Source organism: Mesorhizobium sp. M1396 (genome assembly GCF_040317725.1).
GTDB lineage: Bacteria > Pseudomonadota > Alphaproteobacteria > Rhizobiales > Rhizobiaceae > Mesorhizobium.
Genome location: NZ_JAMYLA010000004.1, coordinates 126,791 through 143,010 on the forward strand (window position 1 = coordinate 126,791; position 16,220 = coordinate 143,010).

Here is a 16,220-nt window from a genome sequence, read left to right on the forward strand (position 1 = left end):
AGGCGACCCCTGCCATCCCCCGGTCACGGCCGCAACGGCTGCGCCGTCCGCCGCTCGCGCTCCGGCCTTCGGTGCGGCCGCGCCCGGGGCGCGGCCGGGATGCGCTGTCAGGCCGCGATGGGCGCGGCCACAACCGACGGAGACACGCCATGACCTACGAGCTTCCTTTCGACGACGCCTACGAGCCCTTCCACGCCTCCTCGCCTACCGACCGCGTCATCCTCGAACTGCAGATGTACGGCCATCGCCCGCATCAGGACGAACCCGATCCCCGGTCACTTCCCGACGACGAAGTGATCCGGGCTGGCCTCGCCGGTATCGTCGAGACGTTCGCCGGTATGCTCGGCGACACCAGGCTCGAGCCCGATCTTGACGACCTGCTCTGGTCCTTCGCAAACCTCTTCCACCGCGCCGCCGAGCGCGTCGCCCGGAGCCTCGACCGCAACGAGGAGGCGCAGCGCTCGAGCCAGCAGGAGCAGGACGGCTCGGAGGTGAAGTCCGTCGAGCTGGAGCGGCTCACTGCCGAGGGCATCACTTATATAGAGCGCCGCAACGTGCTCGAAATCATGCGCGATGAGGCCGCCGACCTCTACGAGGCACAAACCGGATCGGCATGGCGGCCGCGCACCGGCTCCAAGGTCAGCCACCAGGCGATGACCGCTTCGGTGATCGACTCTAGAGACTTCCTCGTCGCCCGCCGTCGCGCCGAAACCGAGGTGCTCGTTCCAGCCGGGACCAAGATCGCCTTCGCCGGCGGCCTCGACTGCAACGATCACGACCGGATCTGGGACGCGCTCGACAAGGCTCGCGAGAAGCATCCCGACATGGTTCTGCTCCACGGCGGCAGCCCGCGCGGCGCCGAGCGCATCGCCGCTTGCTGGGCCGAGAACCGCAAGGTCACCCAAATCGCCTTCAAGCCGGACTGGAACCGGCACGCCAAGGCGGCTCCGTTCCGCCGCAACGACCAGCTTCTCTCCGTGGTGCCCTACGGCCTGATCGTCTTTCCCGGCTCCGGCATTACCGACAACCTTGCCGACAAGGCGCGTCGGCTCGGCATCCCCGTGTGGCGGTTCGCGGAGGGCGGCGCGTGAGCGCCGTTTTCTTGCAAATCCAGAAAATCCAGATAATATGGAGATTGGTAAGGAGGCCAGCCATGCGCCAGTTCACGACCGGGGATCTCAACAAGCAGGTTGGCGACGTCACCGACGTTGCCAGCCGCGAACCCGTTATTCTCACCAAGCACCGGAAACCCCGGTTCGTGCTGATGAGCTACGAGCACTACGAACGGATGCGCATCGGCGGCGATCCCCGCCGCGCATACCATGTCTCCGAGATGCCAGAGGAACACACGGAACTCTTCGCCGCCGAGATCGACCGACTAGCGCGCGGGGAAGGATACGATGATGAGCGGTAGATTTCTGCCTGGTCAGGTGATCTCCTACCCGTATCTTTGGGCATGGCAACAGGAGCGCGGCGAAACGGAAGGCCGCAAGAGCCGGCCGACCTGCGTGGTCATCGCTGTGCGCGGCGCAAGAGACGGCCTGACCCATCTCGCGCTCCTGGCGATAACCACCCAGCCACCGACCAGCGATCGGGTCGGTTTGGAAGTCTCCGCTATCGAGTGCCGCCGCGCCGGTCTGACCGATCTCAAACGCTGCTGGATCGTGGTTGACGAATACAACTACGATATTGCCGAACGCTCCTGGTACATCGAATCCGACGGTAAGCCCCTCGGTCGTTTCAGCAAGGCATTCATGATGAAGATCGCAGGCGCCTTTATCGAAGCGCGCAGCGAGGGCCGCCGCGTCAGCCGTCTGGATTGACGTTCTCTTTTCGCGGCAGGGAGCATACCTCGGATCGGATCAGTCCGCCGTTTCCGCATGCCTGTACGCCGGTCCCAGGAACAGGAATGGCTTCGTCACGCAAATCCGGTGTCATGCTGCATTTCACCGACGTATGTCCATTCCAGCACAGGAACGCAACCATGGCCGCCACCGTAAATAGGAAGATATCCGTCTCGATGCGGTTTCGCGACGATGATCTCACCATCATCGACCGCGGCGCGGAGCTGCTCGGCGTATCGCGCACGGAGTTCATGCGGCGCGCAGCCCTCCAAAAGGCGCAGGCGGCCATCCTCAACGAAGCCGTCATCCGCGTCTCCCCGGAAGCCTATGACGCCTTCATGCAGGCGATCTCAGCCCCCGCCGCTGCGTCGCCGCCGAAGGCGGCCGTGCGGCTGCGCCGGTCCCCGCCCTGGGACCGCTAGGTGGCGCTTTCAGGCATCGAACTCCTCGACGACGCGCACCGCCTCGACAGCTTCGATTGCGGCAAGCCGGCGCTCGACGCTTGGCAGGCCGGCTTCGCGCGAAGGAACCAGGCCCGCGGTTTTACCCGCGTCCTGGTCGTTCACGACGAGGGAACAGTCGTCGGCTATTACGGCCTCGCGCCGGGCGTGATCCAGCCAAACAGCGCACCGCGCGCTATCCGCACCGGACGCCCGCCCGATCCGATCCCCTGCCTGCTGATCGGACAACTCGCCGTCGACCGCCGCTATACCGGACAAGGCATCGGCAGCGGCCTGGTCAAGGACGCGCTGCATCGCTGCGTCGCCGGCGCCGGCATCGTCGGCGGCCGCGCGGTGGTGGTGCGGGCGATCAACGCCGAGGCCGAGCGCTACTGGCAGAGCTGGGGCTTCATTCCCGCGCGGGACAATCCGTCGGTGCTCATGCGCTCGATCCAGGACGTGAGTCTCTGGCTGGCCGACAAAGGCCAGTAGCTCCGCGCGCGTAACGCCTCCGGCAGCGGCAGGGTCCGGGCGCGCCGGCCTGCGGGCGGCCGGGCTCTCGTCGCGGCCTCCCGCCGCTCGAGCCGGCTTCGCCGTCTCGGCCTTCGGGTGACGATCCCTCGCGCAGGGCCAGGGCGAGAGGGCGGCCGGCGCGGGGCGGGGGACGCGGAGAGAAGGGAAAGTCACCATGTCGATGATATTCATAGGTGGATCACGCGAGATATTCGAGCTGCCGGAACCTGCTATCGCTCGCATCGGCGCAATCGTTGCTGCCGAGGACGGCGTGCTGATTGGCGACGCGCCCGGAGCCGGTGCCGAGGTGCAGGGCCTGCTCGCGGGCTACGGCTACGAGCATGTCGGGGTCTTCCATGCCGGCAAGGAACCCCGCAACAATCTTGGCGACTGGGCTGCCTACCATGTTCCTGCTCCTGAGGGCGCCGAAGGATACTGGGTCCACGCCGCCAAGGACCGGGAGATGGCGCGGCGCGCCGACTTTGGCATGATGGTCTGGGACGGCGCATCACCCGGGACGGCCGTCAACGTGCTTCGGCTCGCCATCGCGAACAAGCCCTGCGTCATTTACGATCTGGCCAGAGGCAGCATGGCGATGACCTACAATGTGCAAGACTGGTGCGCCATGCTCCGCCATGCCGGTCCGGACATTCGCCGCCAAGCCGAAGCGCGCATGACGGCGGACGAGCGTCTGGCGCTGCCAGGATGATGTACGCCCGGTTCCGCCGACAGCCCGGCCGGTCCGATCCGATATGCTTGATCCGACCCCGCGCCGCTTACTCACTTTTATGAACGGCCGGAGCCGGCCCCTTTCGAGACCGGCCCACGCGCAGAGCCGCAGGGCGTTGTGCAGGACAATCATCTTGCCCGTCTCGCATCTGAAGCGGGTGCAGCGTGTCGTACATCCTGGCTTGCTTGGTCATTCAACCTGGCTGCGAGGCATCGCCACCGTGGGGCGTGAAGTTCGCTGCCAGCCGGCTTCGATCTCGAAACCGCTGTGCCGCCATACCGAACGCGCAAGGCGGTTCACGCGCCATGCTGCTGTTCGATGTGTTGGCGATGCCGACGACATGACCCGAGAGGCTGGCGGGGTAAGCCTGTTCCTTCGATCCGGCAGCGTTGCGTCGGCCAAGCGATGGCGGCCTGAGTTCTTTTCCATCTGCCGCATCCGGGGCCATTCCCGTTTCATGTCGCCTTTGTAGACGACCGCCTGCTTTGTGCGGTCAACCCCCGTTGGGGGTACACTCGGCGAAAATTCAGGAAAATTCGATTTCTGTTTTTGTCCGCGGGCAGGCGAAGGGCCTGCCCGCTATTTTTCGGCAAACAGAATTTTCCAGAATTTTCGCCGAGATGACCGCAGCAGGACGGCCCTCTCCTTTGGCGCCATCGGGAATGGTCCCGATGCAACCGAAGGAGAACTACCATGGCCACCACGATCGCAAACCTCACCACCAAGGCCGACGGCTCGATGGAAGGCGTCTTTGCCACGCTCCGGGTCAACGCCCCGATCACCCTCATCCCGAACACCAACAAGTCGCGCGAGGACGCGCCCGACTACCGGATCGTCAACAAGCGCACAGGCTTCGAGATCGGAGCCGGCTGGCACCGCATCTCCCAGCGTTCGGGCGAGGAGTACCTCTCGGTCAAGCTGGAAGCCCCCGAGATCGGCGTGATCTTCGGCAATCTTGCACCCGCCCCGGGCGGCGAGGAGAACAAGAAGGTCATCCTCTGGAACAACCCCCAGTGAGGCATCGGTGGCCGGCCCCGCAAGGGTCGGCTCGCCACCGGCAAAAGGAGGTTGCAATGAGCCGCTACACCATCACCGTCACTGGCACCGCCACCAGACAGGGCCGCTCGGATCCAGACGCTGTCATCGGTTACGACCCGCCGCTTCGGACCTATTTCCTGCAGGCGTTCCCCCACGACGTGACCGACGACCCGGCGCTCTGGCTCGGCACCCACGATCACGCGTTCGAGACGCTGCAAGATCTTCACGACGCAGCCGTCGCTCACGGCTATTGCTTCATGCCACTGCCGGCGGTTGTCGCGGCGAAACTCATCAAAGACAAGGTGCCTGTTGCTAGCCCGGGCGCCCCGCGAAGGAGATCTGGCTGAATTCCTGAAACGCCTCAATGAGCCCGGCTAGGCGAACGCGCCCAAAAGGCCGGTGACGGATCGCTCCGTCGCCGGCCTTTTCTTATGCAAAGCGTGGCTGAAGACCAATGCCTATCGGCCGGTGCGGACGGTCGACAGGCAGACGGGCGGGAGCGCTTAACCGAGATTTCCGCGATCGCGGAATTGCGAGAACGCCCGTCGACAGACCCAGCATGGCGGCAAGCTGTTCGCGGCGAGCCCGCGCATCTCGCGGCTTTTGGGCGTTTGCTTGCTGAGCTTCTTTTCCATTTCACCGAAAGACACAACCCGTTGAAGCCAGGCCTGCGGAACATCGGCTTTTCAAAACCTCGTTCATCCGTTTCGACGGACCCTGATTGACGGCGGCTGTGGTGCTTTTTGGTTCTCGCCATGACCTTTTGCTACCCCTGGTGCAGCAATTCGCCGCTGTCGATCATGCGCAGGTTCATGTCGGCGGGGGTCTTGATGAGCAGTTGGGCATTGAGAACATGCAGGTCACGCGGCTCGGTGCAGGCCAGCCAGGCGCGAAGCTTGTAAAGACCGGGGTGAAGATCGGCGCCAAAGATGAAGGAGACGCTTTTTTGCTCTCTGGCCGGCATCGGAATTTCACCATGCTGGGAGCCGATCGAGCGATCTTCGAGCCACAGCGAGGCTATGCAGCCGGCATTGACAAAAACGTTGGATCCGGTGGTGGCGCGGTATTCGACGGCGAGTTGCGTGCGGCCGGGTTCTGCGACCTTCAGCCAGCCCTGGAGTTCGACTGAGGTGAGGCCGGTGTAGAGCACACCTTTGCGCGACAGTTCATTGAGGGGAATGGCGCCGCCGATATAGACAAAGCTGCCGACGCTGTCGGCAGGGATCTCTGGAAGATCGTCTTTTTTGGCCGGCGCAACCCGGGCGATGGCGAGCGCGCCCCGCTGGTAACCTTGGCTGGCACCGGCTTCGGAGGAAGCCTGCTTCTTCGCGCCATCGTTTCCGGTGGCGGGCAAGCTGCCGTTGCTCTTTGCCGACGCACCGTCCTGTCCGGGGATGCCGAGATGCTCGATAATTCGATCGAGTTTTTGCTCGATGCGGTCCAATTGCTGCTGGTTTGCCTGCTGGTCTTGCGCCAAGGCAAAGCCGGAGCCCTCAACGAAACTCAACGCTGCGATTGCAATGCCGAGCGCCAGCCTGCCCACGCTTTTTCTTTGCATCATGGGGATGATCCTTCCTACGGTACGGTTCCAAAATCGTCGTGCGGCGCGGGCGCCACCTTTATTCCTTGCAGCGGCCGGCCTGGAGCGACAGCAGGCGTATGGTCTTGAGCCGGCTCCGAGGTTGATCCAGGCGCGGGCGGTTGGGTCCGCGACCCTGCGGCTGTAGATGCATTGCCCTGTTCGAATTTTTCCGAAGTCGACGTCGGCGTGCCGGCGTTCTTTCCAGCGCCGGCAACGGGGCCGTCGCGATTGCCGGCGACATCCCGAACAATACTAATAGCCAGAAAGATCAAAGCCAGAACGGCGGCGATCGTGGCATAGCGGAACAGCGGATCGCGCCGGAACAGGGCGGGAACAAGTTGGAGCCAGCGCACCAGCGTGGCTCGCACAGATGAGAGGAGGGTTTGAGCCGTCATGTAGTTGATCCCTGCCGCTCGTGTGATGCTATCGCCGCCGCAATGTCACCTGGCTCGATGGTCATGATGGCGTCGCGGCCAGCACTGCCGATGCCGTGGGTAGCAAGACGCATGGCTTGCGCCTCGCGCGTGCTTTCCCAAAGCGTGCGGATTGCGCGGGCATTGCCGAAATCGTCTCCACGCTCTGGTTGGATGCGGACGCAGGCAAGGTTAGCCGAGTTCTCGGCCGGGGCGTCGAGCACAAAGCCTTCACGGTTGGCGAGGTTGCGAAAAATCCCCGCCAGCTCTTCAGCCGAATAGTCCTCGAACATTATTGTCCTGGTGAAGCGGGAGCGCAGGCCGGGATTTGCTTCGAGGAAGCGGCGCATTTCACCGGTATAGCCGGCGGCGATGACACACAATCGATCCCGATGATCCTCCATCAGCTTCAGCAGCGTGTCGATCGCCTCGCGGCCAAAATCGTTATTTTGGCCCTCGGGGGCCAATGCATATGCTTCGTCAACGAACAGCACGCCGTCGAGCGACGCCTCGACCGCCTCCCGTGTCTTGATTGCGGTCTGTCCGATATAGCCGGCGACAAGCTGGCTGCGGTCGACCTCGACGACATGGCCGGATCTGAGCAGGCCGAGTGCGAAAAGAATCTCGCCCATAAGACGCGCCGCCGTTGTTTTTCCGGTCCCTGGATTGCCGAGGAAGATCAGGTGCAGGCTTGGGGGTGCGGCGTTGATGCCGTGGCGCCGACGTTCCTGCTCGGCCTGCAGCACCGCGACCAGCTTCTTGACCTCATCCTTGACGGAGCGCCACCCGGTCATGGCGTCGAGTTCGGCCAGCACGTCATCGAGCGGCCGATGTCTTGCTGCACGGATCGGCAGAGCCGGTTTCCGTTCAACGCCTGCTTGCGCGTCCCATTCACCCTTCGAGAATTTCGGCGATACCGGCACGCCATGCTTTGCAGCATGCGCCAGCCGCCAGCCCATGACGATAACCGCGACGATAAGAATGACGCCGGAATAGGTTTCCAGCAGGGCGAGCACGACGATCAGGACGGCAAGGCCAGGGATAATCGGGGCCAGAATGCGCTGCATCTCTTGCCGCCTCAACCCGACGCGGCTTGGGGCGCGAAACGGTTCCGCTCGACCTTGGCGACCATTTCCGGCCTGCGGAAATAAATCGCTCTGCCGCAGCGCAACGGCTTTCGGCCCTGGACGAAGACGAACTGCTCGTCGGCTCTGGCATCGGCAAGAATTTCGGAGACGGTCGCCAACCGTCTGCCACGCTCGGAGCGCTGTTCCGAGGCGCCGGTCGAGGCGGTGCCGATCTCGAGCGGCTTTGCGCTTTTTCCCCGGTTTTTTGTCTCGGAGTTCAGCACGACGCCATGTTCGCCCAGCGCTTCGGAGACAGCGCGGGCCTGTTCGAGCGAGCCGATCGCGGCGTAGGATCGCCAGGAAGCGCTTTCGAACCAGGCGCTCTTGCCGCCATCGCCCCATTGTTCGCGCAGCTGGCCTTCGGACTGATAGAGCATGACCAGCGTAATGCCGTATTTGCGGCCGGCATCGCGGGCGCGGGCCAGTGAGGTCATGTAACCGAGGCGGGCGACCTCATCGAGTAGGAAGACGATACGCCCGCCCGGCAAGACGCCGTCGGCCTCATAGACGGCATTGAGCAGGGATCCGACAACGACACGGGCGAGCGCCGGCGTCGATTCCAGCACCTTCATCGGGATGTTGATAAAGAGGTCGAGCTTGCCGGCGACCAGATCAGCAGTGCGAAAACTGTTACCCGACACCAGTTTTGCGTAGGCGGGATTGGCGAGCCATTCGGTTTGCTCGCTCATGTTGCCGTAGACGCCGGAGAACGTCTCGGCGACCAGCCCCATCAACTGGCCTGCGAGATGGCGGGCGCGATGCGAGGAGGAGTGTTCAAAAATGCGTGCTAGCTCGTTCCGCATTTTTGCCTCCGGCAAGGCGAGCCGTTGCGCCAGAGTGACGAGATTGCGTTTGTCGTCGGACAGATTTTTGTCGAAGACGATGTCGGAAAGCAGGGTCTCGACGATGGCCTTGCCACGGCCCTCGAAGAAGGCCTTGCCCGAGGCGCCGTGCGGCGCATCACGGGTGGCGGTGTGTTTCTCGCCGCAGATCCAGTCGACGACCGAGCGGATGTCGCCATCGATGAGCGGCGAACTTTTTGTCAGCCAGTCGAGCGCGTTGAAGGCTCCGCTGCCCGTCATCGGATCAATTGAGATGACACGCCGGCCCATCGCCGTGCGTGCGCCCGTCAGCATCGGCGCCAGCTCGGAGGAGGGATCGAGGGTGACAATTGAGGCGCGCCAGGTGAGCAGCGTCGGCACGCAGACGGAGACGGTTTTGTAGGCGCCCGAACCGGCGAAGACGAGGCCGTGGGTGCCGCCCCAGGAGAGATCAAAGGTGAGTAAAGGCGACTTGCCACCCTTGCCCCATGTTTTTGGATCGCGCGGATCAAACTTTTGTCCGCGCCGGGCCGGCGCATCCTGATCGACGCGGTAGGCTTCGCCGATGACGACGCCGCAGCGCGGATTGGCTGTCGACTTGGCCGAACCACCGAACAGGTTTTGTGACTCGCGAATGTCCATCCAGTCCGCGTGGCCAAAGATGTCAGAGGAGGCACGCTCAACCGGCTTGACGCTTTGGGCGTGCAGCGATTTTCCCATCAGCATCCTGACGCCGGCCGTGGTCGCGAGAAAGCCGACAACCCCGGCATAAAAGATGGCCATGTCGGCTGCGTTCAAAATGGCGGACCAGGCAAAGTCTGATCGGTAGCCGAGCAGTCGTGTCGCTTCCGGCCAGACGGTGAAAACCGTTGCCGCGGCCATGCCCAACACGCCGGCGATGGCAGTGAGGGGCAGCACCATGCCGGATCGACGCAGCAGCAGAGCCGCCGCCATTGTAATGGCCGGCCCGAGTAGCGCGATCGATGGCCATGCCGCGTAACCAAGTCTGTAAATCACCGATGCCGGCGACAGACCCGTGCGATGCCAGTCGAGCAAGGCGCCGCCCCACAGAGCATGCGCGTAGCGCCAGGCCGGGTACCAGATGACGAGCGGCAGGATGGCGAAGGTTGCCTTGAACAGTGTCTTGACGAGATCATAGGACAGCCGCCCGAACATTTTTTTGGCTCCTCGGCGTCGGCGCTATGAGCGTTCAGACTTCCTGCCGCGATCCGGCTCCCGATTGGACGGCGCGGTGGAATGAACGCGGTGTAGGGTGCCGTTCTGCTCCGCGGCCAATGCTGCGACGGCGTCGTGTTCCGCCAGTCCTTCCCAGTGCTGCATGACTTTGTTCCAGCGCAGGCCGGCGCCGCGCAGGCGGGTCGCGAATGGGGTCGGCAGCGGAGCGGGGAAGGTGAGGGTCAACGGTTCGTTTGTTGCGCCATTGCCGATTGTTTCTCCAGCGAGCGCGGTTTTGCCAGCCTTGATCCACTCGGTAATTTTTGCGCTGTTGCCCGCGTCATTGGCAAGCGACAACAAGCCACCATAAAGGGCCGCTTCCTCTAGGTCCAATAATCCGGCCCGTTCGACGAGGGTTCCGGCTTCAACGAGGCGGCGGGTGCGCTGCTTGCGTTCGTCCGCCTTGAGTTTTGCTTCCTGCTCGGCGAGTTTCGCCCGCTGCTGTTCCAAGCGGCTCATGCGTTCGGCAAGCGAGGTGCGGGCCATGACGAGAATCTCCGTCTTTTCTCCGTCCGCCAAGCCCGAGGGGACTTTGCCAGCCGTGGCGCGTCTCTTCAACCCCCTTTTGTATATGCCGGCGGATGCAACCGGGACCTTCGGCGTGTTCCGCCGCTATGGGGTCTGCCACATCGCCAATTGATTGTCGATTCACGGTCTGTGGATTATTGCAGACGCAATATGCATTCTTCGAATGCTTGCTTGCGGCGGCGCGCTGGTGATGGCATTCTGCGGCAATGGCCATCGCTTTCGCACGTGCCCGATACATCTCACGCTCCGACGGCGGCAGCGCGGTGCGCTCGGCCGCCTATAACGGCCGCGAGGCACTCAAGGCGCAGCGCACCGGCGAGGTGTTTTACTTCAAGCACCGCGAGGCGCCTGAGCATCATGAGGTGCTGTTGCCGGAAGGCGCGCCGTCAGAGCTGGCGTCGAGCGATGCGCTATGGAACGCGGCCGAGGCCATGGAAAAGCGCAAGGACGCGCAACTGGCGCGGGAACTCGTCTTGGCGTTGCCGGCCAATCAAGAGCTTGATCACGACGACCGGGTGGAGCTGGCGCGGTCGTTTGCGCAGGAACATTTTGTCTCGAAGGGGCTGGCGGTGCAGCTTGACGTCCATGCGCCGCATGGGGCGGAGAGCGAGGGCGAGCGGGCCAATTATCATGCGCATTTGTTGATCACGACGCGGCGGCTGGGCGAGGGCGGGTTTGCGGCGAAGAAGGCGCGCGATCTCGATCCGGTGATCAAGCGGGGCGGGGGACGGGCGATCGTGGCGGAGGGCGAAGCGTGGGGCGCGCTGTGGCGCGATCATCAGAACCGCTATTTTGCCGAACAGGGGCTTTCGATCCGGGTGGATGCGACCAGCGCGGTGCCACAGGAACACATCGGACCGATCCGCATGCGCACGCCGGGCGCGGAGGTCAATGTGCGGGCCGAGCATATCAGGCGGGCGAACGAAGAAGCGGCGCGCGATCCTGAACATGTGCTCACAGTGCTCACGCGCAACCAGGCGAGTTTTTCCGAGTACGATCTCGACCGGCATCTGAAAAAGCACATTCGCGATGAGGGCGAACGGGCGGAGGTTAAGGGCAAAGTGCTCGGGCGTGACGATGTGCTCGCGCTGCATGACCGGGATACAGGCGAGAGTGCAGGACGCTGGACAACGCGGGCGGTGCGCGACCAGGAGGTTTTGGCGCTTGCCGATGCACGGCGCGTGGCCGGAGGGTCCCATCGCGATGTCGGGGCAAGGGCGCGCGAGCGGCTCGTGTCCGTGCAGGAATTGCGGCCGGATCAGTTGTCTGCGTTCGATCATGCGACGGGGTCCGGGGGGCTAAAAATAATTGAGGGGCGTGCCGGGACGGGAAAGAGTTTTGCGCTTGGTTCGATCCGCGATGCGCATGAAGCGGCCGGCTATCGCGTGGTCGGCCTCGCGCCGACCAACGCGGTGGCGCAGACGATGAAGGAGGACGGGTTTGCTCGATCATCGACCGTTCATGCCGAACTGTTCCGATTGAAGAACGGCCGCGCGCAGTGGGACCATCGTACGCTGGTTGTTGTCGACGAGGCAGCGATGATGGACGCCAAGGTGACCGGCGAGTTGTTGCGGGAAGCGCGGCTTTCGGGCGCCAAGGTTGTGCTGGCCGGCGACGACCGGCAGCTCGGCTCGATCGAGCGCGGCGGGCTGTTCACAGAGCTGAAGAAGGAGCACGGATCGTCCGAGATCACCCAGGTCACGCGTCAGAAGGTCGACTGGCAGAGAGAGGCGGCGCGCGATCTTTCGGACGGTCGCTTCGAAGACGCGCTGCGAGCCTTCGCGCGAAACAAGGCGGTGGTGTGGACGTCGAAGCAGGATGAATTGCGAGAAAAACTGGTCGAGCGGTGGGCCAGGGATGCTGCTTCGAATCCGTCGGCATCGCGGTTCGTGTTCGCCTACACCAACAAGGATGTCGATGCGCTGAACAAGGATCTGCGCGCGGTGCGTCGCGAGCGTGGTGAGTTCGGTGAGGATTCTGTGTTTACGACCAAGCACGGCGAGGCTGCATTCGCTGTCGGCGACCGGGTGCAGTTCACGGATACGCTGAAGGGCGCCGGCATCTACAACGGCAATGCCGGCGTGATCACCAGCATTGACCGGAACTTTGGCCGCATCAGTGTCTCGCTCGATGCAGCTGCGGGCCGGGAGGGCAGGAAGGTCGAATGGTATGCTTCGGAGTTCAATGGCTTCCGGCACGGTTATGCCGGCACGATCTACAAGGGCCAGGGCAAGACGCTTGACCACACCTATCTCATGCACACGCATCACTGGCGCGCCGCCTCGAGCTATGTCGCGCTGACTAGGCAGCGTGAGAGCGCGACGATCTTCGTAGCGACGCAGACCGCCCGGGATTTGCGGCAGCTCGCCCGGCAGATCGGTCGCAACGAGATCAAGTCGGCGTCAGTGGCTTATGCAACACGCGACGAGTTCAGCGCGGAACAACGGGCGAAGCTGGACGAGGAACGGGCGGCGGAGAACGCCCGGCCAGTGTCGCAAGTTGGGAAAGCTCACCAAAGCAGGGAACAAGAGGAGCAGCCGATGGCTTCAGTTGTTGAAGAAGCACGGGTGGACATGCGTCAGGCTGATCCGCGCACACCGGAGATGCAGTCCGGCGCCATTGCCAAGGACGCGGAGGGCCAGCGTCGGCCTGAGCATCGAGGCGGGACGCCTGAGCCCGTCGTGGCGCAGAAGTCAAAAGAGGCAGGAGGCAGCGATCGTCCCGGGTCAGCCGATGATCGGGTCGTAGCAAGCGGAACCGAAGATCGGCAGGCTGTTCCAAATGGCAGAAATGAAGAGCGGTCGCGCAGCACCGCAGCCGGCCGGCCAGCGGACGTCAGGGTACTGATAGCTGCGTTCCAGGATGTGGCTGCTGGTGGCGTGCGCCGCGACAGCCTTGGGCGATCGATCGACGAAAAAAGCATCGCCGCTGCTGTCAGTCGCGATGCGGATGTACAGCGCGAGCGCGAGGCTCGCTCAATCTATCTGGAGACCGCCTACCGTGATCCGAAATCGGCGGCGCAGCGTCTCGACGAGATCATTGCTCGAGACGGTCCGACAAGTGCTGCACAACGGATATCGGCGGACACCAGCTTGGTCGGCGAGCTGCGAGGCAGGGAAGGGTTCTTCGCCGGTGCCAGGGCGCGGGAAGAGCGGACCGCCGCTGAACAGGCTGCCGCCGCGATTGGCCCGAACATTGTCCGGACCGCCGAGTTCGAGAACCGAGCCGAACGATCCTATCGCACCCAGGTCGAAAAGCAGCTCAAGGCTGACGCGGTTGAGGTGAGAGATGTTTCTGATCGGGCGAAAGCTGCCCTGGAAAAAATTGCAATGGCCAAGGATGATCGCGAGCGGGCCGAAGCCTTCAAGGCGGTGTCAGCCGATCAGGAGGTCAGACGGGAGATCGCCACCTTCAAGAAATCGATTGAAGTCCGTTTCGGTGAAGACGGCGCACGCGAAATCGCTCGTGCGACAGCCTCGGGCAAATCGTTTGAACATCCATCCGTGCGGAAATCCGATCAGGTCAGGTTGGGTGAGGCCGCGGCTCTCTATTCCGCAGCCCGATCGGGTGAAGTCGCGTCCAGACAAGAGGCCGAAACTGAACGTCTTGCAGCGCGCGAATCTCAGTCGACACGGCTGAAGCAGTAGGGAAGCGCCGTGGGGCCGGCTGCGTTATCCCGTCGGCGTCGCAGGCCGCGGCGAATGACTACTCTTTAAGCAAGGTGGTCGTTCATTGTCACAAATGGGCCCGGTACAGTTCAGAGCTGCAGATCAGCATTCGGGGAGTTGCCAAAGATGCTCTTGTACTCTCGGCCGAACTGAGAGGGCTGAGGTCGCGCCATGCACCTTCAGGAGCCGGGCGACCTCGGCCGGCTTGAAATCGTCGTTGACGAGCTGTCGCGCATGCGCGACCTGGTTGGGGGAGGGACCGAACCACATCCCGCGCGCCCTGGCCGCGATCCGGCGCGGAGCCATCAAATAGCTCAAACTTCGCTAAAGTCGTAGCGAAACCCGCGAACCTCCCAAAGCTCTGACAGGGTCGGGGTTTCTTTCAAAAAACGAAGAACCTTCCGAGCCGCGATCAAATTGAAGGGGAACATTCCAATAGATGAGTGCCCACAATTCAGCCGCACGACCTCAGGTGGAAGATTGCACTTCGCCAGCAACTCAATGAGACGCTCAGAGCCTCCTGGGCGCGCAACCGTATCGTCCTTACCGAGCAAGAACATCAAATCCAGACGAGGACGTGTAAGGCCGAAAAGATGCTTCTCTAAATCGATGAGACCCCAAGCGGTTCTTAGCCCTTCCAGTGACATGGACGATTCAATACGACCACGTAAGGCCGTCATGGTCTCCGCAGTCCAGACGAGATCAGCAGGGCTTCCCGGCGATACCATGAGAACCGCCTTATCAACCTTCTGCTCTTGGGCAGCAACGAGACCCGCAACAGTGCCACCCAAACACATCCCTACAACCGAGATTTTCTGATACCCCTGACTATAAAGCCAACGAACAATCTTACGACCATCTAGGACAGCCTGTCTCATCGACTGGACGGTGCGCCCTAAATTCGCGTTGAAAAGTTTTTCCTCCGAATAGTCATTCGAAGCTCGCCCAAAATGATACGGAAGTGTAGCTTCAATAACCGTTATGCCCTTTCTAGCGAAGTATTTGGAAAATCGCGGATACCGGTTCCGAGCATACCAATGATGAAACACAACAAGCGCATGTTGTTTAAATCCACTGTCGGTAACAACGCATTCGAACGTATTGTTCGCCTGATCTTCAGTTGAAATATCAGATTGGAAGATAACACTATCCGATTCTTCCCTTAACGGAACAGCTGGAAATATCGTCGCGAAAAACATCTCGCCCTTGGAAATTTCATTGAAGACCAATGCGTCAGAGCCATCGCGAGAAAATGGAATCGCCTTATCATGAATACGCCTCTGGCGTTCTAATGATCTCAGAACGTGCTTACGATCATAACGGCGCGCTAGATAACGGAACATTTTCTCTCCTTTCTTGCAGGTCGGAAACCTATCATCATAAAACCAATGCTGAAGTCCCGCCGTACTTCATTCACTCGACAAAGGCGGCTGGCCATCCCTCCACACTATTTAGCGCCCGATAAAGGGTTGCTCGATGCACCTTCAGGAGCCGTGCAACCTCAGTCACTGGCTTGTCTTGGGCGATGAGCTGACGGGCGTGCGTGACCTGGTCGGCCGATAGGGCAGGGGAAGGACCGAACCGCACTCCACGTGCCCTGGCCGCGATCCTGCCCGCTGGTGCGCTCCACGATCAAGGATCGCTCGAAATCCGCAACGCCGGCGAACACGGTCAACACCATGCGGCCGGCCGGCGTCGTCGTGTCGGCCCATGGCTCGGCCAAAGATCGCAAGCCGGCCTCGGCCTCGCTGATCCGCTCGGCAATATCGAGAAGGTCGCGCGTCGATCGGGCGAGGCGGTCTAGCCTGGTGACCGTCACCACGTCGCCGGGGCGCAAATGGTCGAGGAGCTTCACAAGCTCGGGCCTGTCTCGCTTTCCCCCGGAAACCTTTTCCTCAAAGAGGCGAATGCAGCCGGCCGCGCCAAGCGCCGCGTGCTGCTGGTCGAGGTCCTGGCCCTGGGTGTAGACCCGGGCATAGCCAATCATCATCGTGGCGGGTTTCCTCGCAAGTTATGTCGCAAGGACAATTACCACTTGCGACAAAGACATGCGACACAAAAACCCCCTGATTTTCAGGGGACGGCCGATCTGTCGCAGGTTTTAGGAATTATGCGAGGTAGCAACGATCTGCCTAAGAAGCTGCGCGAAATGGTTGGAACCAAGACGTCCACCCCCCCCCTTGTGCACATCTATAATTTGGGCAACGACCAAATTATAGATGGGCATCACTGCTAGCCCTTGTCCCCGATCCCAACGCGAAATAAGCATCCGCCCCGAAC

Annotated in this window: 17 protein-coding genes; 9 read left to right on the forward strand and 8 right to left on the reverse strand. The window is 62.3% G+C overall.

Annotated elements, in window-relative coordinates:
- The first annotated feature begins 149 nt into the window (after positions 1-149).
- The 8 genes from NKH02_RS04025 (at position 150) to NKH02_RS04060 (ending at position 4,912) form a co-directional block, all read left to right on the forward strand.
- Entirely contained in the window at positions 150-1,091 is a 942-nt protein-coding gene (locus NKH02_RS04025) for a DUF2493 domain-containing protein (RefSeq protein ID WP_352873113.1), read from the forward strand.
- Positions 1,092-1,153: 62 nt separating this feature from the next.
- Positions 1,154-1,414 carry a type II toxin-antitoxin system prevent-host-death family antitoxin gene (locus tag NKH02_RS04030; RefSeq protein ID WP_057143280.1) on the forward strand — a complete coding sequence of 87 codons (261 nt, stop codon included), beginning with the start codon at positions 1,154-1,156 and terminating at the stop codon, positions 1,412-1,414.
- Positions 1,404-1,823, forward strand: a complete 420-nt coding sequence (locus NKH02_RS04035; RefSeq protein WP_352873121.1) for a hypothetical protein — start codon at positions 1,404-1,406, stop codon at positions 1,821-1,823. Before NKH02_RS04030 ends, NKH02_RS04035 begins: the two co-directional genes overlap by 11 nt.
- 86 nt (positions 1,824-1,909) lie before the next feature.
- Entirely contained in the window at positions 1,910-2,266 is a 357-nt protein-coding gene (locus NKH02_RS04040) for a type II toxin-antitoxin system TacA family antitoxin (RefSeq protein ID WP_352873114.1), read from the forward strand.
- Positions 2,267-2,776 (forward strand): GNAT family N-acetyltransferase, encoded by a 510-nt coding sequence (locus tag NKH02_RS04045; protein WP_352873115.1) that lies wholly within the window; start codon positions 2,267-2,269, stop codon positions 2,774-2,776.
- Positions 2,777-2,972: 196 nt separating this feature from the next.
- Complete coding sequence (locus tag NKH02_RS04050; protein WP_352873117.1) at positions 2,973-3,506, forward strand: hypothetical protein; 534 nt, start codon at positions 2,973-2,975, stop codon at positions 3,504-3,506.
- 714 nt (positions 3,507-4,220) lie between these two features.
- Positions 4,221-4,544 carry a DUF736 domain-containing protein gene (locus NKH02_RS04055; RefSeq protein WP_006205585.1) on the forward strand — a complete coding sequence of 108 codons (324 nt, stop codon included), beginning with the start codon at positions 4,221-4,223 and terminating at the stop codon, positions 4,542-4,544.
- A 56-nt stretch (positions 4,545-4,600) separates the two neighbouring features.
- The gene (locus NKH02_RS04060) at positions 4,601-4,912 is read left to right on the forward strand and encodes a hypothetical protein (protein WP_352873118.1); all 312 of its coding nucleotides are present in this window, start codon (positions 4,601-4,603) and stop codon (positions 4,910-4,912) included.
- A gap of 419 nt (positions 4,913-5,331) precedes the next feature.
- On the opposite strand, the gene NKH02_RS04065 is transcribed toward NKH02_RS04060, so the two are convergent.
- Genes NKH02_RS04065 through NKH02_RS04085 form a run of 5 tightly spaced genes read right to left on the reverse strand, consistent with a single transcriptional unit; the run spans position 5,332 to position 10,230 of the window.
- Complete coding sequence (locus NKH02_RS04065; protein ID WP_352731729.1) at positions 5,332-6,108, reverse strand: hypothetical protein; 777 nt, start codon at positions 6,106-6,108, stop codon at positions 5,332-5,334.
- 32 nt (positions 6,109-6,140) lie between these two features.
- Positions 6,141-6,542, reverse strand: coding sequence for a hypothetical protein (locus tag NKH02_RS04070; RefSeq protein ID WP_352731731.1), 402 nt, complete (start codon positions 6,540-6,542; stop codon positions 6,141-6,143).
- Complete coding sequence (locus NKH02_RS04075) at positions 6,539-7,627, reverse strand: AAA family ATPase (RefSeq protein WP_352869868.1); 1,089 nt, start codon at positions 7,625-7,627, stop codon at positions 6,539-6,541. The genes NKH02_RS04070 and NKH02_RS04075 overlap by 4 nt, the downstream gene beginning before the upstream one ends.
- 11 nt (positions 7,628-7,638) lie before the next feature.
- On the reverse strand, positions 7,639-9,684 hold the full coding sequence (locus tag NKH02_RS04080) for a type IV secretory system conjugative DNA transfer family protein (RefSeq protein WP_352876572.1): 2,046 nt from the start codon (positions 9,682-9,684) through the stop codon (positions 7,639-7,641).
- A gap of 24 nt (positions 9,685-9,708) precedes the next feature.
- Positions 9,709-10,230, reverse strand: coding sequence for a conjugal transfer protein TraD (locus NKH02_RS04085; RefSeq protein WP_352876574.1), 522 nt, complete (start codon positions 10,228-10,230; stop codon positions 9,709-9,711).
- A 248-nt stretch (positions 10,231-10,478) separates the two neighbouring features.
- Between NKH02_RS04085 and NKH02_RS04090 the strand changes: the two genes are divergently transcribed.
- Positions 10,479-13,919, forward strand: a complete 3,441-nt coding sequence (locus tag NKH02_RS04090; protein WP_352876577.1) for an AAA family ATPase — start codon at positions 10,479-10,481, stop codon at positions 13,917-13,919.
- A gap of 335 nt (positions 13,920-14,254) precedes the next feature.
- Here NKH02_RS04090 and NKH02_RS04095 read toward each other — a convergent pair whose 3' ends face one another.
- The 3 genes from NKH02_RS04095 to NKH02_RS04100 form a co-directional block, all read right to left on the reverse strand.
- Positions 14,255-15,283 carry an alpha/beta hydrolase family protein gene (locus NKH02_RS04095; protein ID WP_352869864.1) on the reverse strand — a complete coding sequence of 343 codons (1,029 nt, stop codon included), beginning with the start codon at positions 15,281-15,283 and terminating at the stop codon, positions 14,255-14,257.
- A 70-nt stretch (positions 15,284-15,353) separates the two neighbouring features.
- Positions 15,354-15,449 (reverse strand): hypothetical protein, encoded by a 96-nt coding sequence (locus tag NKH02_RS34515; RefSeq protein ID WP_502911002.1) that lies wholly within the window; start codon positions 15,447-15,449, stop codon positions 15,354-15,356.
- Positions 15,442-15,930: a recombinase family protein gene (locus tag NKH02_RS04100; protein WP_502911003.1), complete on the reverse strand. Its 489-nt coding sequence runs from the start codon at positions 15,928-15,930 to the stop codon at positions 15,442-15,444. Before NKH02_RS04100 ends, NKH02_RS34515 begins: the two co-directional genes overlap by 8 nt.
- Positions 15,931-16,220 lie beyond the last annotated feature (290 nt).

Excerpts from the sequence above, each read along its gene's own strand:
- NKH02_RS04025 (WP_352873113.1), top strand. The coding sequence starts at position 150 with ATGACCTACGAGCTTCCTTTCGACGACGCCTACGAGCCCTTCCACGCC.
- NKH02_RS04030 (WP_057143280.1), top strand. The coding sequence starts at position 1,154 with ATGCGCCAGTTCACGACCGGGGATCTCAACAAGCAGGTTGGCGACGTC.
- NKH02_RS04035 (WP_352873121.1), top strand. The coding sequence starts at position 1,404 with ATGAGCGGTAGATTTCTGCCTGGTCAGGTGATCTCCTACCCGTATCTT.
- NKH02_RS04040 (WP_352873114.1), top strand. The coding sequence starts at position 1,910 with ATGGCTTCGTCACGCAAATCCGGTGTCATGCTGCATTTCACCGACGTA.
- NKH02_RS04050 (WP_352873117.1), top strand. The coding sequence starts at position 2,973 with ATGTCGATGATATTCATAGGTGGATCACGCGAGATATTCGAGCTGCCG.
- NKH02_RS04055 (WP_006205585.1), top strand. The coding sequence starts at position 4,221 with ATGGCCACCACGATCGCAAACCTCACCACCAAGGCCGACGGCTCGATG.
- NKH02_RS04060 (WP_352873118.1), top strand. The coding sequence starts at position 4,601 with ATGAGCCGCTACACCATCACCGTCACTGGCACCGCCACCAGACAGGGC.
- NKH02_RS04070 (WP_352731731.1), bottom strand. The coding sequence starts at position 6,542 with ATGACGGCTCAAACCCTCCTCTCATCTGTGCGAGCCACGCTGGTGCGC.
- NKH02_RS04075 (WP_352869868.1), bottom strand. The coding sequence starts at position 7,627 with ATGCAGCGCATTCTGGCCCCGATTATCCCTGGCCTTGCCGTCCTGATC.
- NKH02_RS04080 (WP_352876572.1), bottom strand. The coding sequence starts at position 9,684 with ATGTTCGGGCGGCTGTCCTATGATCTCGTCAAGACACTGTTCAAGGCA.
- NKH02_RS04085 (WP_352876574.1), bottom strand. The coding sequence starts at position 10,230 with ATGGCCCGCACCTCGCTTGCCGAACGCATGAGCCGCTTGGAACAGCAG.
- NKH02_RS04090 (WP_352876577.1), top strand. The coding sequence starts at position 10,479 with ATGGCCATCGCTTTCGCACGTGCCCGATACATCTCACGCTCCGACGGC.
- NKH02_RS04095 (WP_352869864.1), bottom strand. The coding sequence starts at position 15,283 with ATGTTCCGTTATCTAGCGCGCCGTTATGATCGTAAGCACGTTCTGAGA.
- NKH02_RS04100 (WP_502911003.1), bottom strand. The coding sequence starts at position 15,930 with ATGATGATTGGCTATGCCCGGGTCTACACCCAGGGCCAGGACCTCGAC.